This window comes from Streptomyces sp. NPDC002698, from assembly GCF_042888945.1.
Taxonomy (GTDB): Bacteria; Actinomycetota; Actinomycetes; order Streptomycetales; family Streptomycetaceae; genus Streptomyces.
Genome location: NZ_JBIAQM010000037.1, coordinates 22,589 through 45,556, shown reverse-complemented (window position 1 = coordinate 45,556; position 22,968 = coordinate 22,589). Strand labels below are relative to the sequence as shown.

Annotated in this window: 21 protein-coding genes; 7 read left to right on the top strand and 14 right to left on the bottom strand. The window is 72.0% G+C overall.

The annotated features are described in order from the left end of the window. The first annotated feature begins 24 nt into the window (after positions 1-24). Positions 25-519 carry an FBP domain-containing protein gene (locus ACFYW9_RS34060; protein WP_389158702.1) on the top strand — a complete coding sequence of 165 codons (495 nt, stop codon included), beginning with the start codon at positions 25-27 and terminating at the stop codon, positions 517-519. Positions 520-604: 85 nt separating this feature from the next. On the opposite strand, the gene ACFYW9_RS34055 is transcribed toward ACFYW9_RS34060, so the two are convergent. Further along, the gene (locus ACFYW9_RS34055) at positions 605-1,210 is read right to left on the bottom strand and encodes a TIGR03086 family metal-binding protein (protein ID WP_389158699.1); all 606 of its coding nucleotides are present in this window, start codon (positions 1,208-1,210) and stop codon (positions 605-607) included. A 118-nt stretch (positions 1,211-1,328) separates the two neighbouring features. Between ACFYW9_RS34055 and ACFYW9_RS34050 the strand changes: the two genes are divergently transcribed. The 3 genes from ACFYW9_RS34050 to ACFYW9_RS34040 all read left to right on the top strand — a co-directional run bounded on the left by ACFYW9_RS34050 (position 1,329) and on the right by ACFYW9_RS34040 (position 5,111). Then, positions 1,329-2,582 (top strand): aromatic acid exporter family protein, encoded by a 1,254-nt coding sequence (locus tag ACFYW9_RS34050; protein WP_389158696.1) that lies wholly within the window; start codon positions 1,329-1,331, stop codon positions 2,580-2,582. A 79-nt stretch (positions 2,583-2,661) separates the two neighbouring features. Beyond that, positions 2,662-3,732 carry a hypothetical protein gene (locus ACFYW9_RS34045; protein WP_389158693.1) on the top strand — a complete coding sequence of 357 codons (1,071 nt, stop codon included), beginning with the start codon at positions 2,662-2,664 and terminating at the stop codon, positions 3,730-3,732. A 110-nt stretch (positions 3,733-3,842) separates the two neighbouring features. Next, positions 3,843-5,111, top strand: coding sequence for a lactonase family protein (locus ACFYW9_RS34040; RefSeq protein ID WP_389158690.1), 1,269 nt, complete (start codon positions 3,843-3,845; stop codon positions 5,109-5,111). On the opposite strand, the gene ACFYW9_RS34035 is transcribed toward ACFYW9_RS34040, so the two are convergent. Together ACFYW9_RS34035 and ACFYW9_RS34030 are read right to left on the bottom strand one after the other, a co-directional pair. Continuing rightward, a complete protein-coding gene (locus ACFYW9_RS34035; protein ID WP_389158687.1) occupies positions 5,079-5,804 on the bottom strand; it encodes a DUF2470 domain-containing protein in 726 nt (241 codons plus the stop codon). The genes ACFYW9_RS34040 and ACFYW9_RS34035 overlap by 33 nt on opposite strands. A 137-nt stretch (positions 5,805-5,941) precedes the next feature. After that, positions 5,942-6,550 (bottom strand): TetR/AcrR family transcriptional regulator, encoded by a 609-nt coding sequence (locus ACFYW9_RS34030; RefSeq protein WP_351870781.1) that lies wholly within the window; start codon positions 6,548-6,550, stop codon positions 5,942-5,944. Between the two features lie 108 nt (positions 6,551-6,658). Between ACFYW9_RS34030 and ACFYW9_RS34025 the strand changes: the two genes are divergently transcribed. Then, entirely contained in the window at positions 6,659-8,137 is a 1,479-nt protein-coding gene (locus ACFYW9_RS34025; RefSeq protein ID WP_389158684.1) for a cytochrome P450, read from the top strand. Positions 8,138-8,282: 145 nt separating this feature from the next. On the opposite strand, the gene ACFYW9_RS34020 is transcribed toward ACFYW9_RS34025, so the two are convergent. Beyond that, a complete protein-coding gene (locus ACFYW9_RS34020) occupies positions 8,283-9,140 on the bottom strand; it encodes a pentapeptide repeat-containing protein (protein WP_389158682.1) in 858 nt (285 codons plus the stop codon). A gap of 126 nt (positions 9,141-9,266) precedes the next feature. Here ACFYW9_RS34020 and ACFYW9_RS34015 point away from each other — a divergent pair, with 126 nt between their 5' ends. Continuing rightward, positions 9,267-10,217 carry an SDR family oxidoreductase gene (locus tag ACFYW9_RS34015; protein ID WP_389158679.1) on the top strand — a complete coding sequence of 317 codons (951 nt, stop codon included), beginning with the start codon at positions 9,267-9,269 and terminating at the stop codon, positions 10,215-10,217. Between the two features lie 3 nt (positions 10,218-10,220). Here the strand turns inward: ACFYW9_RS34015 and sigJ are convergent, their stop codons facing one another. The 10 genes from sigJ to ACFYW9_RS33965 form a co-directional block, all read right to left on the bottom strand. Then, positions 10,221-11,126, bottom strand: coding sequence for an RNA polymerase sigma factor SigJ (gene sigJ, locus ACFYW9_RS34010; protein ID WP_389158676.1), 906 nt, complete (start codon positions 11,124-11,126; stop codon positions 10,221-10,223). Between the two features lie 56 nt (positions 11,127-11,182). Next, positions 11,183-12,016 carry an enoyl-CoA hydratase/isomerase family protein gene (locus ACFYW9_RS34005; protein WP_389158673.1) on the bottom strand — a complete coding sequence of 278 codons (834 nt, stop codon included), beginning with the start codon at positions 12,014-12,016 and terminating at the stop codon, positions 11,183-11,185. 56 nt (positions 12,017-12,072) lie between these two features. Beyond that, a complete protein-coding gene (locus ACFYW9_RS34000; protein ID WP_389158670.1) occupies positions 12,073-13,374 on the bottom strand; it encodes an alpha/beta fold hydrolase in 1,302 nt (433 codons plus the stop codon). A 134-nt stretch (positions 13,375-13,508) separates the two neighbouring features. Then, the gene (locus ACFYW9_RS33995) at positions 13,509-14,534 is read right to left on the bottom strand and encodes a LacI family DNA-binding transcriptional regulator (protein WP_389158667.1); all 1,026 of its coding nucleotides are present in this window, start codon (positions 14,532-14,534) and stop codon (positions 13,509-13,511) included. A 79-nt stretch (positions 14,535-14,613) separates the two neighbouring features. Continuing rightward, complete coding sequence (locus ACFYW9_RS33990; protein ID WP_389158664.1) at positions 14,614-16,038, bottom strand: BNR repeat-containing protein; 1,425 nt, start codon at positions 16,036-16,038, stop codon at positions 14,614-14,616. Positions 16,039-16,160: 122 nt separating this feature from the next. Further along, entirely contained in the window at positions 16,161-16,481 is a 321-nt protein-coding gene (locus ACFYW9_RS33985; protein ID WP_351870759.1) for an L-rhamnose mutarotase, read from the bottom strand. An 88-nt stretch (positions 16,482-16,569) separates the two neighbouring features. Next, positions 16,570-17,655, bottom strand: a complete 1,086-nt coding sequence (rhaS, locus tag ACFYW9_RS33980) for a rhamnose ABC transporter substrate-binding protein (RefSeq protein ID WP_389158661.1) — start codon at positions 17,653-17,655, stop codon at positions 16,570-16,572. Between the two features lie 66 nt (positions 17,656-17,721). Beyond that, positions 17,722-18,717, bottom strand: coding sequence for an ABC transporter permease (locus ACFYW9_RS33975; RefSeq protein ID WP_351870753.1), 996 nt, complete (start codon positions 18,715-18,717; stop codon positions 17,722-17,724). Next, entirely contained in the window at positions 18,710-19,750 is a 1,041-nt protein-coding gene (locus tag ACFYW9_RS33970) for an ABC transporter permease (protein ID WP_389158657.1), read from the bottom strand. Before ACFYW9_RS33970 ends, ACFYW9_RS33975 begins: the two co-directional genes overlap by 8 nt. Before the next feature lie 55 nt (positions 19,751-19,805). Continuing rightward, complete coding sequence (locus ACFYW9_RS33965; protein ID WP_389158654.1) at positions 19,806-21,323, bottom strand: sugar ABC transporter ATP-binding protein; 1,518 nt, start codon at positions 21,321-21,323, stop codon at positions 19,806-19,808. Positions 21,324-21,687: 364 nt separating this feature from the next. Here ACFYW9_RS33965 and rhaI point away from each other — a divergent pair, with 364 nt between their 5' ends. Beyond that, positions 21,688-22,848 carry an L-rhamnose isomerase gene (rhaI, locus tag ACFYW9_RS33960; protein ID WP_389158651.1) on the top strand — a complete coding sequence of 387 codons (1,161 nt, stop codon included), beginning with the start codon at positions 21,688-21,690 and terminating at the stop codon, positions 22,846-22,848. Positions 22,849-22,968: the final 120 nt, after the last annotated feature.

Here is a 22,968-nt window from a genome sequence, read left to right as displayed (position 1 = left end):
TTGTCGTCGGCACCGGGAGGCCCCATGAGACCGCTCACCGAGCAGGACATCCGCACCTCGTTCATCAACTGCTCCAGGGGCGAGGCGAAGCGACTCGCGACACCGCGTGATCTCGACGAACGCCCCTGGGGCGAACTGGACTTCCTGGGCTGGCGAGATCCCGGTGCGCCCGACCGCGGCTACCTCGTCACCGAGCGGGAAGGGGGTCTCGTCGGCGTCACCCTGCGTCTCCCGTCCTCCCGGCGCGGGCTCCTGCACCGCAGCATGTGCTCGCTGTGCCTGACGACGCACCCGGGCAGCGGGGTCTCGCTGATGACGGCCCGCAAGGCGGGCGCGGCGGGCCGCGAGGGCAATTCGGTGGGCATCTACATCTGCGCCGACCTGGCCTGTTCGCTCTACGTGCGCGGGAAGAAGTCCCTGGAGTCGGGCAGCCGCTTCGAGGAGACCCTCACGACGGAGCAGCAGATCGCCAGGACGGCCGGCAACCTCTCGGCCTTTCTGGCGAAGCTGCACGGCTGATCCCGCCGCACCGGCCCCGCTCCCGCGGGTGCCCGGGGATCGTCCCCCGCCCCGCCGGAGGGGGCGGGGGACGATCCCGGACGCGTCAGGTGGCGGCCGGCGTCCAGTGCGGGTCCCGGCCCAGGAAGGCGAGCAGCGCCTCGGCCCGGCCGGCCTCCGCCGGTACCTCGCGCGCGGCGGCGAACACGCCGAACGCGTCGCGCAGGTGGTCGGCCAGCCGGTCCGCCGCGAGCCGGACGCCGCCGGCCAGGGCGTCGTCGAGGGGGGACGCCTGGCCGGTCGCCACGGCGATGTCCCAGGCGTGCACGCCCGCGTCCATGGCGGCCGCGGCGGCCGCGACACGGAACGGCAGCGGCCCGAGCGGCGTGGCCACCTCCTCCGCGTCGGGAGACAGCCCCGCGTAGACGTCGGCGACGCCCACGAGGACCTTGTCGAGCTCCGCCGTCACGTCGGCCTCCAGAGCGTCCTGCGGGTGGAAGGCGTCCTCCTCGGGCCACCCGGTGCCGGTGACCGCCGCGCCGTACGCCTGCTGGTCGAGCCGGGCGTGGTTGAGCACCTGGGCCACCGTCCACCCGCCGCACGGCGTCGGCGCCGACCAGGCGCCCTCCGGCACACCGGCGGCCACGGCGCGCAGCCGGTCGTGCGACAGCGTCAGCAGTTCGATGCCCTCGACGTCGCTCATTGCGCTCATTCGGTGCCTCCTGATGCGGTCCGACCCGGTTGACGCCTTCAATCTAGGACCCCTTGCGGACAGGTACGGTCCGCAATCGGCACGTTCGGTACCCGTGTTAAACGGGAAGGCCCGAAGGATGCAAGAGGCACGCGGTGAGTGGACGACATCCGTCGCGAAGATCGTGGAGCGGCGCCGGGAGCCGGTGGTCGTCCAGACACTTCGTTCGACGGCCGCCGCGACGATCGCGTACGTGGTGGCCATCCATCTCAGTCCCGAGCCCGCGCCGCTGACCGCGCCCCTGACCGCGCTGCTGGTCGTGCAGGTCACCCTGTACTCGACGATCACCACCGCGATCCGGCGGGTGAACTCCGTGGTGGTGGGCGTCGTCATCGCCATCGGCTTCAGCAGCCTGGTGGGCCTGACCTGGTGGAGTCTGGGTCTGATCATCCTCGCCTCGCTGGTGGTGGGACATCTGGTCCGGGTCGACGAGTTCGTGCCGGAGGTGGCGATCAGCGCCATGCTGGTCCTCGGTGTCACCCGCGTGGGCAGCACCGCGTGGGCCCGCGTGCTGGAGACGCTGATCGGGGCGGTCGTGGGCCTCGCCTGCAACCTCGTGCTCGCGCCACCCGTGTGGGTGAGCGTGGCCGGGGAGCAGATCGAGGACCTGGCACGCCGGATGCGGCAGCTGATGCTGCGGGTCGGCGAGGGCGCCGTCGCGCACACGCCGTTCCACGTGGCGGCCGAGCGGCTGCACGAGGCCCGCCGGCTCGACAACGACATCGCCGGGGTGGACGCGGCCCTGCGGCAGGCCGAGGACAGTCTGAAGCTCAACCCGCGGGTGCGCGAGGGGCTGCTGCACCGGGTCGTGCTGCGTACCGGTCTGGACACCCTGGAGATCTGCACCGTGGTCCTGCGGGTCATCGCGCGCAGCCTCACCGACCTGGCCAAGGAGCGCGAGCCCAGGCCCCTGTTCGAACCGCAGGCGGGGGCCGTCCTTCAGGAGCTGCTGTCGGAGGTCGCCGACGCGATCGTCAGTTTCGCGGTCCTGGTGACCAGCGACGTCACCCGGAACGCCGCGTCCGCCGAGGAGCGGCTCAGCGCGGAACTCGCCACCGCCGCCGCGACCCGCGACAAACTGGCCCAGCTGTTCCTCGAAGAGGTCCGGCGCGACCCGAGCCAGTGGCAGCTCCACGGCTCCGTGCTGACCGAGGTCACCCGCATCCTCGACGAGCTGGACACCGAGCACCGCACCCGCCGCCTCTTCGAGGAGCTGGACCGCTGCACCCGCGAGCAGCACGAGCGCAGGCCGCGGCTGACCCGGCTGCGGCGCCGGCTGCGTCTGCCGCACCGGAACCGGAACCGTTCCACCGCCTCCGGGCGTTCTAGGTGAGGAGTTCCGTGAGAGGAAAGGGCACGAAGCCGTGGCGGTGAGCCGCCCGGCGGCGGCAGGAGAACGAGGGGGCGGGCGGATGACCGAGGACACCGTGCGGATCGACGGGAACGCACTGCGGCTGCCGGGCGGGGTGCAGGTGCGGTTCATACGGACACTGCGCCTGCCCGAGACGGGCACGCACGCGTTGCCGCCGGGGCTGGGCGAGTTCCCCGTCCGGCGCGTCGAGGACTACGGGGACCGGGTGCCCGCCGAGTGGCGGGCGCGCGGCGGCGTGATGCTGCCGGTGTATCTGCGCGAGGCCATGTGGCTGAGTTTCGCCGGGACGGCGGAGCCTGCCGCGTTGCAGGTGGGCGTCGGCAAAGTGTGCGCCGTGTCCGGCAAGCCGTGGACCTCCCGGCTCACCCGTGACCCGCAGAACTATGTGTGTCTCCCCCGGCAGCCGTGGCTCGACGGCATCAACTCCGGCAAGGGGACGGTCCGCCAGTTCGTGGCCGTGCCACTGGGACTGGGCGCGACGGTCGAGGGCCAGGTCACCGGCGAGGAGGTCTGGGGCGGTGTCCAGCTCCAGTCGTTCCCGCTCGAGGCCGGGGAGCTGGCCGCGTGGCGGGAGGCGGAGCGCCGCAAGGCGGAGGAGCGTCTGCGGATGCCTCCGATGCCTCCTTCGGTCGGCGCGTACGGCGGCGCCATGCCGATGGCCGCGCCGCCCGCTCCCGGCGCCGCGCCCGGAGCCGGGCGTCCCGGGGGTGCCCCGCGTGCGCGCAGCGCCCCGGCGATGGGTCTCGGCGTCGGCGGTTCGATGCGCCAGGAGGTCTACCGCGACGACCGGCCGCTGAAGGCCTGGGCCAAGGAGCCGGCCGGACGCGTGTTCGTCCACCTCGTGACACCGCCGGAGTGGCGCCGCATCACCGGCGAGGCGCCGCCGCCGTCCCCGGTGGACCGGGCCGCGTACACCCGCGCGGGGCTCCCCTGGTTCGACTACTACGACCAGGACGCCGCCGATCTGGCGCCCCCGGACGAGCTCGGTTCGGTGCAGCCGGTCGGCGACTGGCTGGGCGACGACCACGAGCCCTGGCAGCAGCCCTCGCCCCATCAGGTGCAGCCGCTCGGCGACGCGCCGGGCAAGCCCGTCGGGGACGGCGACTGGTAGTTCGCGGCGTTGCGCGGGGCGCAACGCGCGGGACCGTTGTTGCACGTGAGGGGTGTCGCACGCCAAGGTGGCCGTTCCGGCCGAGGCAACCGACACCCCGAGGTGCAGGCATGAGCAGTGGTGCAGGGCCGTCGCGCGGCACGGGCGGCGGCTGGACCAGACGGCGTTTCGTCGGCGCGCTGGCGGGGGCCGCCGCGATCACGACGGCTTCGGCATGCGCGGCGCCCCGGGCGGACCCCGCCGGGACGACACCGCTCCCGAAGGCGCCGGCGGACGGTCCCTCCGCTTCTGCGTCCGCGCCTTCGTCCCCGGCTTCCGCGTCCGCGCCTTCGTCCCCGGCTCCCGCCTCCGGTCCGCGTCCGCTGTTCCTGGGCACCTACACCTCGGGCGACGGCGGCGGGAAGGGGATCGGTGTCGCCACGTACGACGCGGCGACCGGCGCGATCACCGGCGGCGGCGTGGTGACGGGCGTCGCCAACCCGTCCTTCCTCGCGGCGCATCCGGACGGCCGGACGCTGTACGCCGTCGCCGAGCAGAACGCGGGCGCGGTGACGGCCGTCCGTCTCCCGGGGAACGAGGTGCTCGGCAGCCGCTCCACCGGGGGCTCGGGCCCCTGTCATCTGTCGGTGCATCCGAGCGGCCGCTGGCTGCTGAGCGCGAACTACGCCTCGGGCAGCGTCGCGGTGCATCCCGTCGACGCGTCCGGCGCGCTCGGCGAGCGCACCGATCTGGTCACGCACACGTCCCCGGCACCCGGTCCCGGCCAACAGGGCCCGCACGCGCACCAGTTCGTCACCGCCCCGGACGGCGGGCACCTGCTCGCCGTCGACCTGGGCACCGACACGGTGTACAGCTACCGTCTCGACGAGAGCCGGGGCACGCTCACCGAGGTCTCCCGGGCGCGGACGAGGCCGGGCGCGGGCCCGCGCCATCTCACGTTCCACCCCGGCGGCGGGTACGCCTATCTCGCCAACGAGGCCGACGACACGGTGACGGTCTGCGGCTACGACCCCGCGACCGGCCGCCTCTCGGTGGGCGAACCGCAGTCCACGGGCACGGGAAGCGGGACGAGTTACCCGGCCCAGCTCCTGGTGACGCCGAACGGTTCGTACGCGTTTCTCGCCAACCGGGGCCACAACAGCCTGACGCGGTACGCGATCGAGGCGGGCGGCGCCCGGCTGCGGCTGCTGGACACGGTGCCCGTGGACGGCGACTTCCCGCGTCACATCACGTTCTCGCCCGACGGACGGCTGCTGTTCGCGGCGAACCAGCGGTCGAGCACGGTCACGGTGTTCCGGGTCGACCAGGAGAGCGGTGAACTCCGGCGCGTGGGCAAGCCGTTCGCCTCACCCCTCGCGGTCTGTGCGCTGCCGCTGTAGGGGACGGGGGCAGGAGGCGAGGCTCGCCTGCGTGAGCAGGACGTGCATGCGCTCGGTGAGCTGGGAGACGTCGTCGGCGGGTGCGTGGAACGGCAGGCGCACATCGCCGTTTCCGCGCGCGCGTTCGATGCGCAGGGTGAGTCCGTGGCGGTCGACGGCGAGGGGCTGGACGCGCACGGCGCCGTGCAGGCTGTCCGGTTCGACGAGGCGAGTAAGCCGCTCGACGGCGTCCGGGTGGGCGTCGGCGAGATGGGTGAGGAGCTGGGCCTCGGCGAGGGCCAGCGGGTCGGGCCGGGCCTCGGCCAGTTCGTCCAGGTCGACCACGACCGTCCCGCCGGGCCGGCGCAGCACGGCGCGGGTGGTGCGGAACGAGAGCTGTCCGTCCTCGGGGACGAACCAGCCGGCGAGCCAGAGCCGGGCCCGGACCCGGTTCCGTACGGGAACCGGTGCGACATCGGCGAACTCCAGGACGGCGGACGGTTCTCCGCGCGGGGAGCAGATGGCCGCGGCGAGCAGCGCGCTGTCCTCGGGCACCCGCAGGAGCACCCGGCCGTCCGTGGTGACGGAGTGCGAGCCGAAGAACTCCTCCCGGCCGCCCTCGGCGCTCACCGCGCAGGACCAGGCCGCGGCGAGCACCGAACGGGCGTGCTCCGCCGCGGCGGGCGCGGCCGTCCAGGTGTCACGGTCACCCATCAGCTTCCTCCTTAGGTAAGGCTTGCCTAACCTATCGAAGATCGGGGCGTACGCCAACCACGCCTCGTCGGCCGAACGGCCGACCGTGGATCCACGCCCGCCGAAAGAGGAGCCGCGGTCACCGGTCCGGCCGGACCTCAGGGCGTGATCGCGCCGAGCAGCGCCCGCGCGCACAGGTCCCGCACCTGGTCACGCGTCAGGTCCGCGCCCCGGAGCCACTCGAGGCACACGGCCGTGGTGAAGGCCAGCCACCCGCGGACGGCGATCCGCAGTTCGGGCCGGTCCTCGCAGGACCGGCCGAGCTCGGGATCCGCGGCGAGGGCCGAGAGGATCTGCGTCTCCTGCGCGGCCAGCGCCTGCTGGTAGACCCTGCGCACCGCCTGGTCACCGGCCGCGTCGGCACGGTGGAAGGCGCGGAACCCGTGCGCGTGCTCCTCCACGTACCCGAGGAAGGTGTCCAGACCCGCGCCGAGCTGCTCACGCACCGGGACACCGGGCACCGCCGCGGTCATCCGCAGCATCCGCCCGCTCTCGCGCTCGACCACGGCGGCGAAGAAGTCCCGCTTCGTCGGGAAGTAGTGGTACAGGAGTCCGCGCGAGACTCCCGCGATCTCGGCGACCTGCTCGATCCAGACGTCGTCGTACGGGCTCTCCGAGAACAGACGGGCACCGACCGACAGCAACTGCTCCCGGCGCTCCTCCGTACTGAGCCGGCGGCGTCCGCGCTCCCCCTGCTTCCCCGTCATGCCCGCACCTTACTTGACGCCGGTTCAACAACGGGATCAGACTGAACACCGCTATTGAACTCGCGTACAACAGACTCAACCCGCCCGAGTCACAAGGGAGATGGCGTCATGACGGAGACGAAGGAGGCGGCGCGGCCCGGGGGGTTCCGCAGCGCGGAACTGGGCTGGCCGGAGCTGTACCGCATCCCGCACCCGCCGCGCCGCGTCCCCCTGGTCGGCGACGTACTCGGCGCCGGCGTCCGTTCCCCGCTCCAGGACTCCATGAAGTTCGGGAAGCGGCTCGGACCGATCTTCCGGCGCCGGGCCTTCCGCAACGAGATCGTCTTCGTCTGGGGCGCGGACCTCGCCGCCGAACTCGCCGACGAGGCACGGTTCGCGAAACATGTGGGCCTGGGAGTCGCCAACCTCCGTCCGGTCGCCGGCGACGGACTGTTCACCGCCTACAACCACGAGCCCAACTGGCAGCTCGCGCACGACGTCCTCGCCCCCGGTTTCAGCCGCGAGGCCATGGAGGGCTACCACCCGATGATGCTGGCCGTGACCGAGCGGCTGACGGACCACTGGGACCGGGAGCAGGCCGCGGGCCGCGCGGTGGACGTGCCCGGCGACATGACGAAGCTGACCCTGGAGACGATCGCCAGGACCGGCTTCGGCCATGACTTCGCCTCCTTCGAGCGCTCCCGCCCGCACCCCTTCGTGAACGCGATGGTGGGCACGCTGACCTACGCGCAGCGCCTCAACGTCGTCCCGGTCCCGCTGGCACCCTTCCTGTTGCGGGGCGCCTCCCGGCGCAACGCGGCCGACATGGCCTACCTCAATCGGACGGTCGACGCCGTGGTGGCCTCCCGCCGGGCCGGCGGCGAGGGCGACCTGCTCGACCGCATGCTGGAGACGGCACACCCCGGGACCGGGGAGCGGCTCACCCCCGAGAACATCCGCCGCCAGGTCATCACCTTCCTGATCGCCGGGCACGAGACCACCTCGGGCGCCCTGTCGTTCGCCCTGCACTACCTCTCCCGGTACCCGGAGGCCGCCGCCCGCGCGCGTGCCGAGGTCGAACGCGTCTGGGGCGGCACGGACCGGCCGGGCTACGAGCAGGTCGCCAAGCTCCGCTACGTCCGCCGGGTCCTCGACGAGTCGCTGCGCCTGTGGCCGACGGCCCCCGCGTTCGCCCGCGAGGCCCGGGACGACACCCTGCTCGGCGGTGTCCACCCGATGCGGCGGGGGGCGTGGGCGCTGGTCCTGACCGCGATGCTGCACCGCGACCCGCAGGTGTGGGGTGCCGACGCGGAGAAGTTCGACCCGGACCGCTTCGACGCGAAGGCGGTACGGGCCCGGCCCGCGCACACCTTCAAGCCGTTCGGCACCGGAGTGCGCGCCTGTATCGGCCGCCAGTTCGCGCTGCACGAGGCGACGCTGGTCCTCGGACTGCTGCTGCGCCGCTACGACCTGCGGCCCGACCCCGGCTACCGGCTGCGGGTGGCCGAGCGGCTGACCCTGATGCCGGAGGGACTGCGCCTGCACCTCGAACAGCGTGCGCCGGTGGTACCGGGGCGGGCGGCGACCCTGGCCGGCGCGTCCGAGTGAGGCCCACGCTCCCGGCCCGGGAGGGTGTCCAGCTTTCCGGGCCGGAAGGGTGTCCCGCTTTCCGGGCCGGAAGGGTGTCCCGCTTTCCGGTCCAGGAGGGTGTCCCGCTTTCCGGCCCGGGAGGTCCCCCTGCTCGGAAATCCCCTCAGCTGTGAGCGGTCCAGTGGCCGGGGCGGCCGACCGATTCCGGGAGCCGGGTGCCGGCGCTGCCGCGGGCCGCGTCGAGCTGCGGCTGGGTGAGGAAGACGGCCCCGGTCAGATCGGCGTCGGTGAGGTCGGCGTCCCGGAGGTCGGCGCCGATCAGATCGGCGCCGCGCAGATCCGCCCCGGTCAGATCGGCGGCGATGAGCAGCGCCCCGCGCAGGCTCACACCGCGCAGGTCGGCGCCCTGGAGGCGAGCGCCCATCAGATCCGCGCCGCGCCGGTCCTTCTTCCTGCCCCCGCCGGCGCTCGCACGCACGAGTTCGCTGGCCCGCAGGAGCAGTTCGCCGGCGTCCTGCCGGTGCGGGCCCACATCCAGCGCGGCCAGTTCCTCCGGGGTCTGCCGGGTGAGGTGCTCGATCGTGGAGACCAGGCGCCGGATGTCGTCGTGCACCGGACGCGCCGCGGGGAGCGTCAAGGCCTCGCCCAGGTGCCGGAGCAGTTCGTGGAGGTGGCGCACGACGGGGAACACGTCGAACATCCGCCGGGCACGCTCCTCGGACCCCGAGCGCCAGTCCTCGCCGCCGAAGACCACCTGGGAGACGTGCTGCCCGGCGCCGAAGCAGTCGTAGACCGTGCAGCCCGTGAAGCCCGTCCGCCGCAGCCGGGTGTGGATGCCGCACCGGGAGTCGCTCCGCAGATTCGGGCAGGGCTCGCCCGCGCCCTTGTCGATCGCGAAGTCGGCCGAGCGGGCGAAGGGCAGGGCGACGCAGCACAGCCCGAAGCACCGGTCGCAGTCGGCTCGCAGTTCGGATCGCGGGTCGGATCGCGGGTCGGGGGAGGTGCCGCCGTACTCGTGCATGATCTCCAGCCTACTCAGCCCGAGCGTGCCCTGAACCGAGCCGACCTGACGTCCCTGGTCCCGCGCCGGGTGTTCCTCCCCTCCCCGTCCGGATGTTCCACGGCGGCACCGGGTATCGAGACCGCCATGGACTCCACAGCGCTCCCCGGCCTCCCCGCCCCTCCCCCGCTGGGCGCGAGCGCCCTGCCCGCCGGGACGTACGACGGCTCGCTCGTGCTGGTCACCGGTGGCGGCACCGGACTCGGGTGGGCGATCGCGGCGGAGTTCGCCCGGCTGGGCGCCGATCTTCTGATCGTCAGCCGCCGCGAGCGGCATCTGGCCCCCGCCCGCGCGGAGTTGGCGAAGCTGGGCACCCGGGTCAGATCCGCGGTCTGCGACATCCGGGACCCGAAGCGCGTCTCCGAGGTGTTCGACGGATGCGCGCTGCCCGACGTACTGGTCAACAACGCGGCCGCCAACTTCCCCGTCCCCACCGAGGACATGTCTCCGAACGCCTGGCAGGCGGTCGTCGACATCACCCTCACGGGAACGTTTCTGATGACCCGTGAGTTCGGCCGACGGCACCTGGCGGCGGGCACGCCCGGGTCGGTCATCGACGTCGGCGCGTCCTACGCCTGGACCGGAGGCCCCGGTTTCGCGCACAGCGCGGCGGCCAAGGCCGGCGTGGAGAGCCTCGTGCGGACCCTGGCCGTCGAGTGGGGACCGTACGGCATCCAGGTCAACGGTCTGGTACCGGGGCTGATGCCGCACGAGGACATGACGGAGGACATCCGCGGCAACCTGGCCCGGGCCGAGGCCGGCACGGCCGGCACGAACGCCGAGGGCGACGGCCGGGACGGGGACGGCCACGCTCGGGACGGGGTGTCCGACGCGCTCGGCCGGCGGCAGCCGGCCCTGCGTGTCGGCGCACCCCGTGAACTCGGCTGGGCCGCCACCTTCCTCGCGTCTCCCTACGCCCGCTTCATCACCGGTCACACCCTGGTGGTCGACGGCGCCAACTGGCAGCGCAGGGACCTGGTCGCCCCGCCGGTCACGCCGGTGCGGGACCAGCTGGGGCGTGGTCCCTTCACCGGCTGACCGTCACTCCCCCGGCTTCGCCCCACCGAGATCGAGACGGGCGAGCCGCTCGGGGTCGGCCAGGATGTACATCGCGACGATCCTGCCGTCGGCGACGGTGACACCCATGACCGACTGCGGCCGGCCGTCCACGATCGCGACGACCCCCGCCTCCCCGTTGACCCGGACGAGCCGCGAACTCGCCGCGAACCGGCGGAAGGCCAGCGCCTGCCCTGCCACCGCCTCGGCGCCGCGCACCAGTTTGGACACGGTCACACCGCCGACCAGCGCGCCCGCGTCGGCGCGCAGCACGACATCGGGATCGAGGACGGCGACGAGCGCCTCGAAGTCCCCGCCGCGTGACGCGGCGAGGAAGGCGTCCAGGACCTCCCGCTGCCGGATGACGTCCCGCTCGGGCTCGGGAGCGGCTCCCTTGACGCGGCGGCGTGCCCGGCTGGCGAGCTGACGGGTCGCGGCCGGGTTCCGGCCCACCACGGGCGCGATGTCGTCGAAGGGCACCGCGAACATGTCGTGCAGCACGAACGCGAGCCGCTCGGCGGGCTCCAGGGTCTCCAGGACGACGAGGAGGGCGAGTCCGACCGAATCGGCCAGCAGCACCTCCTGTTCGGGGTCGATCCGGTCCAGGGGGCTGACGACGGGGTCGGGGACGAAGGTGCCGGAGGGTTCGAGCGGGTCCTCGCGGCGCGCGGCGCGGGAGCGCAGCATGTCCAGACACACCCGGCCGGTCACGGTGGTCAGCCAGCCGCCCAGGTTCCTGATCTCGTCCGGGTCGGTGCGGCCGAGCTTCAGCCACGTCTCCTGGACGGCATCGTCCGCCTCGCTCAGCGATCCCAGCATCCGGTAGGCCACCGCCCGCAGCCGGCCCCGGTGCTCCTCGAACCTGTCCGCGAGAAGTTCACTGTCGTGCATCGGTTCCCCCCTGCCTGTCTCGTCGTACACAACAGTGACCGATCAAAACACGTGGGTCACTTTCCCTCGAAGCGGGGCGCGCGGCGGGCACCCCTGGCCGCGTATCCCTCTCCCGCGTCGTCGGAGGTGAGGGTGAGCGCGGCCGACAGGGCGGTCCGGTCGAGAGCGGCGGTCAGCGGGGCCTCGGCGTAGGCGTCGATGTCGTGCTTGACGGCCTGCACGGCGAGCGGCGCGTTCGCCGCGATCTCCGCGGCGACGGCTCGGGCCGTCTCGTCCAACGCGGCTTCTTCCGTGAGGAGTTGGACCAGGTGCAGGCGTTCGGCCGTCGCCGCGTCCAGCCGTCTCCCGGTCAGCGCGAGGAACTTCGCCCACCCGGCGCCCGCCTCGCGGGCGATCCGCAGGTCCCCTCCGGCGTCGACGGCGAGCCCCAACTGCGCCTCGGGCAGGGCGAACACGGCACCGTGGGAGGCGATCCTGATGTCCGCCATCAGCGCGAGCTCGAACCCGAAGCCGAGGCAGTAGCCCTGGACGGCCGCGACGACGGGCTGCGGCAGCCGCGCGAAGGCCGCGAAGCGCTCATGGGCCCAGCGGATGCCCTCGTAATAGGCGCGGGCGCGCTCGGCACCCGAGCGGCCGGTGATCGCGCCGCCGGGGGCGCTCACGTCGATCCCCGCGCAGAAGGCACGCCCCTCGGCCCGCAGGAGCACCGCCCGGACCGAGGGGTCGAAGCGGATCCGGTCGGCGACCAGGCCGAGTTGGCGGGTGGACTCCCAGCTCCACGCGTTGAGTTTCGCCGGCCTGCACAGGGTGAGGACGCCGATCCCGTCCTCGACGTCGAGGCGGAGCCGTTCCTCGCCCACCGGGATGTCCGTGCGGGTGGTGTCGATCATGCCTGCCCCCTCAGGATTCTGACGGTCCATCAGAATCCTAGAGGAGGTCGGGCGGCTCAGACGTCGTCGCGCGTGAGCGCCAGCAGCCGGTCCAGGACGCGCGGGCCGCCGGCCCGTACTCCGTCGTGCTCGAACTCGTCGGTCACCCAGGTGCGCAGGCCCCGGACGGCGCGGGCGGTGGCCAGGGAGTGACCGGCGTCGACGTACATGTCGTCGTGGTAGACCGCCGCCGCGACCGGTACCTCGTTCACGGCGAGGCGGGCCGGGTCGTACAGCGGTGCCCAGTCGGTACGGGCGGCCAGTTCCTCGGCGGTGTCGCGCAGCGGGCGCAGCGCCGGGTCGGTCTCGAACATCCAGGGGTGCACGGACTCGCCGGTGAACAGCAGCGGCCCGTCGTCCGCGAGGGCCTTGGCCGCGTCGAACTGGGGGAACTCGGCGCGCACCCGCTCGGCGGACCAGGCGGTGGGGCGGCCGCCCTGGGCGTAGATGGCCTCGTGGACGAGCGCGTACAGGGGGTGGCCCGCGTACGACAGAAGCGCCTGGACCTCCTCCTGGAAGGCGTCGGAGAGGGCGGGGCCCTGCGGGGTGCGGACGAAGGCGTCCTCCAGCAGGTAGTGCAGGCGGTGGCTGCCGTCGCTGCCGCCGAGGAGGATGCCGAGCGACTGGAAGGCCTCGGCGGTCAGGCGGTAGCCGCCGCTCAGCACCGGCTCGTGCTGGAGCAGGTACTCCGCGATGCGGCGGGCGCGCTCGACGTCCTGCGGGTAGCGCGCGTAGTGCGCGGCGACCTTGCGCTCGATGCGCGGGTAGGCGGCGCGGTAGACGTCGTCGGCGTGCCCGTCCAGGGAGGGCAGGCCGCCGGTGATCACGGCCGCGCTCAGGCCCTCGGGGGCGCTGGAGAGGTAGCGCACGCCGCAGAAGCCGCCGAAGCTCTGGCCGAGGACCGTCCAGGGCGCTCCGCCGGTGAGTCCGGGCCGGATGGCCTCGCAGTCGCGGACGATGGAGTCGGCGCGGAAGAGCGCGAGGTGGTCGGCCTGCTCGCGGGGGCCGCCGCGCAGCGGGAGCGTCTGCCGGTTGGCGGGCGTGGAGTGTCCGGTGCCGCGCTGGTCGAGCAGCAGGACGCGGAAGTCCTTCAGGGCCCGGTCGAGCCAGGCCTGACGGCCGACGAAACGATTCGCCCCGAAGCCGGGGCCGCCCTGGAGGTAGACCATCCACGGCAGGTTCTGGTGCGCCTTGTCGCTCGCGACGACCTCGCGGGCGAACAGTTCGATGGTCTCGCCCGCCGGTCGGTCGTGGTCGAGAGGCACGGTGAAGCGGTGGTCGGTGAGGACGACACCGGGCTGGCGGTAGCTGACGGTCAACAGGTCTCCCGAGACGTACGGATTCCAGGCTGCGTCCCAGTTGAGCACATGTCGCCCGGGCTCCGCGGCCGGGGATCGGGAAAATGAACTGAACAGTGACTCAGCAGTCCGGTGACGGGGAACTGAACCGCTGGTCAGCGCGCCGCCAGGCTGGAGCGGCGCACGACCAGTTCCGGCTGGAGCACGACACGGCGGTGTTCGTGCGGCGTGGGCGCGGTCTCCGCGTCGATCTCCTCCAGGAGCAGCTCGGCCGCGAGGGCTCCCATGGTCACGGCCGGCTGGCGCACGGAGGTGAGCGGGACGGCGGCGGCGGCCGCGAACTCGATGTCGTCGTAGCCGACGATCGCGAGGTCGTCGGGCACACCGACGCCGGCCGCGTACATGGCCTGCAGGAGGCCGAGGGCGAGCAGGTCGTTGGCGCAGAAGACGGCGGTGGGCCGCTCGGCGAGGCCGAGGAGCCGGGCGCCGGCGTCGCGCCCGGCCGCCACGTCGAGGCGCTCGGTGGGCAGCTCGCGCAGGTTCTCCGGGCCGAGGCCGGCCTCGCGCAGGGCGTTCAGGGCGCCCGTACGGCGGTCCCTCACCTGGCTGAGTCCGGGCGGTCCGCTGACGTACGCGATCGAGCGGTGTCCGGCGTCCACGAGGTGCCGGACGGCCAGCGCGCCGCCCGCCACGTCGTCGACCGAGACCGAGCACTCGGTGGTGCCCTCGGCGACCCGGTCGACCAGCACGAAGGGGATGCCGTTGCGGCGGAAGGCCTCGATGTTGCGTCCGCTCGCGTCGGACGGCGTCAGCAGCACCCCGCGCACCCGCTGCTCGGCGAAGAGCGACAGATAGTCGGCTTCCTCGCTCGGGGACTGGGCGCTGTTGCAGACCATCACCCCGAGTCCGGCCTCCCGCGCGGCGCGCTCGGCGCCCCGGGCGACGTCCACGAAGAACGGGTTGCCCATGTCGAGGACGAGGAGCCCCATGATCCGGCTGCGTCCGGCCCGGAGCTGGCGTGCGGACTCGCTGCGTACATAGCCGAGCCGGTCGATGGCGGACAGGACGCGTGCCCTCGTCTCGGAGGCCACCGAGTCGGGGCGGTTGATCACGTTCGAGACCGTGCCGACGGAGACTCCGGCGGCACGGGCGACGTCCTTGATACCCACCGACTGGGCCATCAGGCGGGAACCTCCGGGAGAAGAGCGAGTAGCGGCGGGCAGACCCTCACATTACCCGCGAGCGGGCCACGGACAGCGGTCATGAGGGCAGCCGGAAATCGATGACGTGCAGGGCCGAGGGCGTGGTCCCGCCGGCCTTCTCCTGGTACATCACGGACAGCGTTCCGTCCTGTGGGACGCGTGTCTCGTCGATGACGACCTCGCCGAAGGCGTTCAGGCCGGCGCCGTCGAACAGGAGTTTCCAGTCGGTGTGCCCGGAGGCCTTCGAGGCGCCCGCGATCCGCCCGAACGGCAGGATCGCGTAGGCGTTGTCGTACCGGTCCAGAACCAGTCTGGTGCGCTGGCTGGAGTTCAGGGTGACCGGGATCTCGGTCTTGGTCCAGCCGCCCGAGGAGTTCTTGCGCAGGTGGAAGGCCCGGCCGTTGGCGGTGCGGTCCCTCACGTAGCCGGTGGTGCACTGACCGAAGCGTCCGGGCACATAGCTGATGATCGCGTGCGGCAGACCCGCCGAGTCGGTGGCCTGGCTCTCCTGGTTCATCAGGGAGTGGTCGGGGTCGAGGGAGTCGACGACGAGTCCGGCGTCGGTGACGGCGACGGTGCCCGAGGTTCCGGTGGTGCCGACGACGGTGCCCGCGTCGTTGCGCCAACTGCGGCCCCGGTCGGTGGAGTAGACGTAGCCGGTGTCGTGGTTGGTGATGCCGCCGGCGTTGCACATCACGGCGGCGTTCTGCTCGCGCCAGGTGAAGAAGGAGTGCAGCCGGCCGTTCACGTCGTAGTCGATCCCGTGCAGGTACATGTTGCGGGCGGTGCTCGATCCGTGCGCGCTGGTGTAGGTCCCGGTGGAGGCGGACCATTCGCCGAGCGCCGTCCAGGACGAACCGTCGTACTCCGCGAGGGCGTTGCGCCCGTTCCCGGAGACGCCGACGCGGTAGCTGAGCTGGAGGCGGCCCTCGGGCGTCGCGACGAACTGCGGGTAGGTGAACCGCGTGGTGAGGGCGAGGCCGTCCAGGGAGGTCTGGACGGCCCCGAGGACGGCTGAGGTCCAGGCCGTCGAGGCGGGACTGTCGAGCAGCCCGGCCACCGATTTGACGTAGAAGAAGCCGTCGCTGTGCGAGTCCATGTTCAGGTGCAGCCGGCCGTCGGTCCGGGAGACTCCCATGGAGATGACGTTGTGGGAGTCGTCGCTCTTGAGCTTGTGGCCGAGCGTGATCCTGGACCAGGTGGTGGCGCCGAGCGCACGGCGGGCGACGACCGCGCTGCGGTCGGCGGTGTACCAGGCCGCGTACTGATAGCCGCGGTAGGTCAACAGGCCGTTCTTCTGGAACGAGTTGTTGTTGACCAGCCCGTCGTAGGAGACGAAGTAAATCGCCTGGGAGTCGAGTTGGGTGGTGCCGGACGGGGTGACGGAGGGGCCGGGGGTGGCCGCTCGCGCCGTCCGCGCGGTGAGGGCGGGGCCTGCCACGGCGCCCAGCAGGGCCGTCGTCAGTACGGTGCGTCGTCTCATGTACGGGCTCCTCGATCGGACTGCGGACGGGTGGGTCGGGGCTGTTCGGGCAAGCCGGGCAGGCTCTTCCGGGCGAGGGGAACACCTCGCCCGTTTCACGCGAGGGGGAACACCTCGGCCGATCAGGCGAGGTGGAACACCTCGGTGAGGGGTCTCATGGCCTCGTCGGGTCTGGCGCCGTCCAGCGCGGTGAAGAACGGCGCCATCTCCGTCTGCCAGCGGGCATTGACATCGGTGGCTTCCATCGCGGCCCGCGCGGCCGCGAAGTCCTCGGTCTCCAGGTAGCCGACCAGCAGGCCGTCCTCGCGCAGGAAGAGCGAGTAGTTGTGCCACCCGGTGGCCGAGAGGGCGTCGAGCATCTCGGGCCACACGGCGGCGTGCCGCTCGCGGTACTCGTCGAGGCGGTCCGCACGGACCTTCAGCAGAAAGCACACACGTTGCATCGATGACCCTCCGGGGCCCGCGAGCCGGACCGGACGGACCGTCACGACGCCGGAGCGTGAGGACGTCGGCGGACCGGCGGCCGGACCGTCAGAAGTTGAACTGGTCGATGTTCTTCGCGTCGAAGACGGTCGGCTTGCCGAGGCTGATCACGCCGTCCTTGCCGATGGTGAACGAGCCCATGTCGCCGGCCTTGAAGGTCTCGCCCTCCTTGCCGGTGATCTGCCCCGAGGCGAGCGCCACGGCGGTGCGCGCGGCCAGCTCGCCGAGCTTGGCCGGGTCCCACAGCTCGAAGCCCTCGACCGTGCCGTTCTTGACGTACTTGCGCATGTCGTTGGGGGTGCCGAGGCCGGTCAGCTTGACCTTGCCCTTGTACTTGGAGCCGGACAGGTACTGGGCCGCCGCCTTGATGCCCACCGTGGTCGGGGAGATGATCCCCTTCAGGTTCGGGTGTTCCTGGAGCAGCCCCTGGGTCTGCTGGAAGGACTGCTGGGCCTCGTCGTTGCCGTAGGCGACCTCGACCAGCTTCATGTCCTTGTACTTGGGGTCCTTCAGCTCCTCCTTCATGAAGTCGATCCAGGTGTTCTGGTTCGTCGCGGTCTGCCCGGCGGACAGGATCGCGATCTCGCCCTTGTAGCCGATCTGCTCCGCGAGCAGCTGCACCTCGGTGCGGCCCAGGTCCTCGGCGCTGGCCTGCGAGACGAAGGCGTTGCGGCAGTCGGCCTTGGTGTCGGAGTCGTAGGTGACGACCTTGATCTTGTTCGTCATGGCCTGCTTGAGCGCGGTGCACAGGGCGCCCGGGTCCTGCGCGGAGACCGCCATCGCGTCGACCTGCTGCTGGGTGAGCGTGTTGACGTAACTCACCTGGCCGCTGGTGTCGGTGGCGCTGTTGGTACCGACCTCCTTGTACTTCGAGCCCAGTTCGGTCAGCGCCTTCTCGCCGCCCTTGTCCGCGGAGGTGAAGTACGGGTTGTTGACCGCCTTGGGCAGGAAGCCGACCGTGAGCCCCTTCTTGGTGGCCGCGTTCGGGTCGGCCTTGGCGCCGGCGGCGGCGTTGGAGCCGCCCGAGTCCTTGACGTCGTTCTTGGTGGTGCCACCGCACGCGGTGACGGCCAGGGCGAGGGAGGTGACGGCGGCGAGCGCCGCGCAGGTGCGGCGGATCGATGACTTGCGCATGGGTGAGGGTTCCTTTGCGAGGGTGAGCGGACCGGGGTGACGAGTACGGGGCAGAGCGGAACGCGGTTACGGGATCGGAGTCGGGGCGGCGGCTCTGCGGCCCGCCCTCGCCACGGAGATCTGGCGCCCGACCCGGGGGCCGAGCACGGAGACGACGAGCAGAACGCCGGTGACGACGATCTGCGACTGCGCGGAAACGTTGAGGAGGCTCATCACGTTCTGCATCGAGCCGAGCAGGAAGACTCCCGCTATGGCGCCGCCGAGCGTGCCCCTGCCGCCGTCGAAGTCGATACCGCCGAGCAGGACGGCGGCCACGACGGACAGTTCGAGCCCGGTGGCGTTGTCGTAGCGGGCGCTGGCGTAGTGCAGGGCCCAGAACACGCCGGTCAGGGAGGCCATGAAGCCGGTCGCGACGAACAGCAGCAGCTTCTGCCGCTTGACCCGGACGCCGGCGAACCGGGCGGCCTCCTCGTTGGCGCCGATCGCGAACGCGGAGCGCCCGAAGGGGGTGGCGTGCAGCACGACCACGGCGACGGCGAGCAGCACCAGGAAGAGCGGGAGTGCCTGCGGGACGAAGGTGTCCCCGATGCGTCCGGCCGCGAAGTCCTGGTACTGGACGGGGAAGTCGGTGACCGCGTCGGAGCCGAGCACGATCTGCGCGATGCCCCGGTAGGCGGCGAGCGTGCCGATGGTGACGGCGAGCGAGGGCAGTCCGAGCCGGGTCACCAGCAGGCCGTTGACGAGCCCGCACACCACGCCGAGCACCAGGCAGAGCGGGATGATCGTCTCGATCGCCATGCCCTGGTTCCACAGGGCGCCCATCACCGAGCCGGAGAGCCCGGCCGTGGAGGCGACGGACAGGTCGATCTCGCCGGCCACCACGAGCAGGGTCATGGGCAGGGCGATCAGCGCGATCGGCAGGGTGTTGCCGATCAGGAACGACAGGTTGAGGGCGTTGCCGAAGCCGTCCACGAAGGAGAAGGAGAAGAGCAGCAGGACGATGAGGAGGGCGCCGACGACCGTGTCCCAGCGGACGGCGCGCGCGAGAGCGGAGTCAGCCATGGCGGGCGTTCCTCTTCTTCAGTGCGGAGGCCACGCGCAGCGCGACGATCCGGTCGACCGCGATGGCGAGGATGAGCAGGACGCCGTTGATGGCGAGCACCCAGACGGAGCTGACGCCGAGGGCGGGCAGGACGCTGTTGACGGAGGTGAGCAGCAGGGCGCCGAGCGCGGCTCCGTAGACGCTTCCGGAACCCCCGGTGAAGACGACACCGCCGACCACGACCGCGCTGACGACGGTGAGTTCGTAGCCGTTGCCCGTGCCGGAGTCGACGTTGCCGAACCGGGCGAGGTAGAGGGCGCCCGCGAGTCCGGCGAGTCCGCCGCAGACGACGTACGCGGTGAGGATGCGCCCCCGGACCGGGATGCCGGCGAGCCGCGCGGCCTCCGGGTTCGAGCCGAGCGCGTAGAGCTCGCGGCCGCTGCCGAAGTGCTTGAGGTAGTACGCGGTGACCACCAGGACGGCCAGGGCGATCAGGGCGAGATACGGGACCGCCGAGATGCCGCCGGAGCCGAAGTCGACGAAGCCGCCGGGGAGATCGGCCGCCGTGATCTGACGGGAGCCGACCCAGATGGAGTCGATGCCGCGGATGATGTAGAGGGTGCCGAGGGTGACGACGAGGGCGGGCACCTGGCCGAGGCTGACGAGCAGGCCGTTGACCAGTCCGCAGCCGACGCCGAGCAGCACCGCGAGCGACACCGCGACGACGGGGCTGCCACCGCCCTGCAGCCAGGTGCCGGCGGCGAAGGCACTGACGCCGAGGGTCGAGCCGACCGACAGGTCGACGTTGCGGGTGATGACGACCAGGGACTGGCCGGTGGCGACCAGTACGAGGATGGTCGCGTTCAGCAGCAGGTCCTTGACGCCCTGCTCGGACAGGAACTCGCTGTTGCCCGTCTGGGTGATGGCGATCATCACCAGGAAGACGGCCAGGATGGCGAGTTCGCGCATCTTGAAGACGCGGTCCACCAGCCGGGCGCCGCTCGACCTGGGCACCTCGGTGGCGGGGGCGGGCGTGGGCGCGGTCACCGTCATACGGCGGCCCTCCGGGGGATGATCGGGGTCATTCGGGCAGCCCTCTCGATGGCTGTCATGCGGCGGCCCTCCCGGTGGCGGCGGCCATCACGGATTCCTCGGTGGCTTCGGAGCGGGGGATCTCGGCGGTGATCCGGCCCTCGTGCATCACGAGCACGCGGTCGGCCATGCCGAGGATCTCGGGCAGATCGGAGGAGATCATCAGGACGGCCACCCCGTCGGCGGCCAACTCGCTGAGCAGGCGGTGCACTTCGGCCTTGGTGCCGACGTCGATGCCGCGGGTGGGCTCGTCGACGATCAGCACCTTGGGACCGGTGGCCAGCCACTTGGCGAGAACGACCTTCTGCTGGTTGCCGCCGGAGAGCGTGGCGACGGTGTCGGCGATCCGGGCGTACTTGACCTGGAGCCTGACCGCCCAGTCGAGGGAGCGGCTGCGCTCGGCGCCGCGGTCCATCAGGCCCGCCCTGACCGTCGTACGCAGCCCGGTCAGGCCGATGTTGCGCTCGATGGACATGCCCATCACCAGGCCCTGGGCGCGCCGGTCCTCGGGGACGAGGGCGAGTCCGGCGGCCATGGCGGTGGAGGGGGCGCCGTTCGTCAGCGCGCGGCCGTCGACCTCCACCTCCCCGGCGTCCCAGCGGTCCACGCCGAACACGGAGCGCGCGACCTCGGTGCGGCCCGCGCCGACGAGGCCGGCGAGTCCGACGATCTCGCCGCGCCGGACGTCGAAGGAGACATCGGTGAAGACGCCTTCCCGGGTCAGCCGGCGCACGCTCAGGGCGACTTCGCCCGCCTCGACGTCCTGCTTGGGGTAGAGCTCGTCGAGGTCACGGCCGACCATCCGGCGGACCAGGTCGTCCTCCGTCATGCCCTCCAGCGGCTCGCTGGAGATCAGGGCTCCGTCGCGCAGGGTCGTGACGCGCCCGCAGATCCGGAAGATCTCCTCCAGCCGGTGCGAGATGAACAGCACCGCGGAGCCCTGCTCGCGCAGCGCCCGGACCACGCCGAACAGGCGGGCCACCTCGCTGCCGGTGAGGGCGGCGGTCGGCTCGTCCATGACCAGGACCCGGGCGTCGAAGGAGAGCGCCTTGGCGATCTCGACGATCTGCTGGTCGGCGATGGACAGTCCGCGCGCCGGGCGCTCGGGGTCGAGTTCGACGCCGAGGCGCTTCATGAGGGCCGCGGTCGCCGCGTGGGTGGCCTTGTGGTCGATGCGGCCGAGGGCCCGCCGGGGCTGACGGCCCATGAAGATGTTCTCGGCGATGGAGAGGTCGGGGAAGAGCGTGGGCTCCTGGTAGATCACCGCGATGCCCGCGTCGCGGGCGTCGGCGGGGCCGTGGAAGACGGTGGGTTCGCCGTCCAGCAGCACCTGGCCGGCCTCCGGTCGGTGCACGCCGGCGAGCGTCTTGATGAGGGTCGACTTGCCCGCGCCGTTCTCTCCGGCGAGCGCGTGCACCTCGCCGGGGAACAGTTCCAGGGACACGTCCCGCAGGGCGCGCACGGCGCCGAAGGACTTCGAGATGTCCTTCAGCGCCAGCACCGGGGCCGGTCCCGTGTCGGACGGGTGGGTCATGAGGGGCTCCTCGACGACGCCGGCGGGACGGCCCCCACAGCGTCGTGAAAGGTTTCAATTGGGTTGCCGGGACGTTAGGCATGCGACCCAGGTCACGTCAATGGGTTCGTATCGAAATTCTTCGACCGCCTTGTGTCACAACAGGGTCACGGCAATCGCTCCACGCCGGAGGGGTTGACAGCCCTTCGGGGTGCTCATAGCTTCAGCTTCTGAATCGTTTCAGAGGATGTGTTCAGAAGTCCGCTGAACAGCATGGGCGGACGTCCCGCGGAGCGTCCTTCGGGAAGCGCCCCGGGACACCGCCTCGAACGGTTCGGGAAGCCGTCGGACAAGCCGTCCCCTTCGAAGTCGTAGGAGTCCCGAAGTGACCGAGTTCGCCGCGGTGAAGGCCGCTCTCAAGACCCAGGCCGTCGAGACGCCGTCGTGGGCGTACGGGAACTCGGGGACCCGGTTCAAGGTGTTCGCGCAACCGGGCGTGCCCCGGACCCCCCAGGAGAAGCTGGACGACGCCGCCAAGGTGCACGAGTTCACCGGCGCGGCCCCGACCGTCGCCCTGCACATCCCCTGGGACAGGACCGACGACTACGCGGCGCTCGCCAAGCACGCCGAGGAGCGCGGCCTGAAGCTCGGCGCGATCAACTCCAACACCTTCCAGGACGACGACTACCGGCTCGGCTCCGTCTGCCACCCGGACGCGGCGGTGCGCCGCAAGGCCGTCGGCCACCTGCTCGAATGCGTCGACATCATGGACGCCACGGGTTCGCGGGACCTGAAGCTGTGGTTCGCCGACGGGACGAACTATCCCGGCCAGGACGACCTCCGCGCACGCCAGGACCGGCTGGCGGAGGCGCTGGCGCAGGTCTACGCGCGACTCGGCGACCACCAGCGGATGCTGCTGGAGTACAAGTTCTTCGAGCCCGCCTTCTACGCGACGGACGTCCCCGACTGGGGCACCGCGTACGCGCACTGCCTCAAGCTCGGCCCCAGGGCGCAGGTGGTGGTCGACACGGGGCACCACGCCCCCGGCACCAACATCGAGTTCATCGTCGCCACGCTGCTGCGCGAGAACAGGCTCGGCGCCTTCGACTTCAACTCCCGCTTCTACGCCGACGACGACCTGATGGTGGGCGCCGCCGACCCCTTCCAGCTCTTCCGGATCATGTACGAGGTGATCCGCGGCGGCGGCTTCACCCCGGACGTCGCCTTCATGCTCGACCAGTGCCACAACATCGAGGCGAAGATCCCGGCGATCATCCGGTCCGTGATGAACGTGCAGGAGGCCACGGCCAAGGCGCTCCTCGTCGACGGTGCCGCGCTCGCCGAGGCCCAGCGGACCGGGGACGTGCTGGCCGCGAACGCGGTGCTGATGGACGCGTACAACACGGACGTACGTCCGCTGCTCGCCGAGGTCCGCGCGGAGTTGGGGCTCGACCCCGACCCGGTGGCCGCGTACCACCGCTCCGGGTGGGCGGAGCGGATCGCCTCCGAGCGGGTCGGGGGTACCCAGGCGGGGTGGGGGGCCTAGGGACCCTGGCCCCATGCCGGCACCTCCTCGCTCGCCGTGGGACGCCCCCGGCGGGGTCGGGGCGTCGGCTCCGGCGCCGCCCCCGGCCCACGGGGCGCGGGACTTGAAGGCCGACACCAC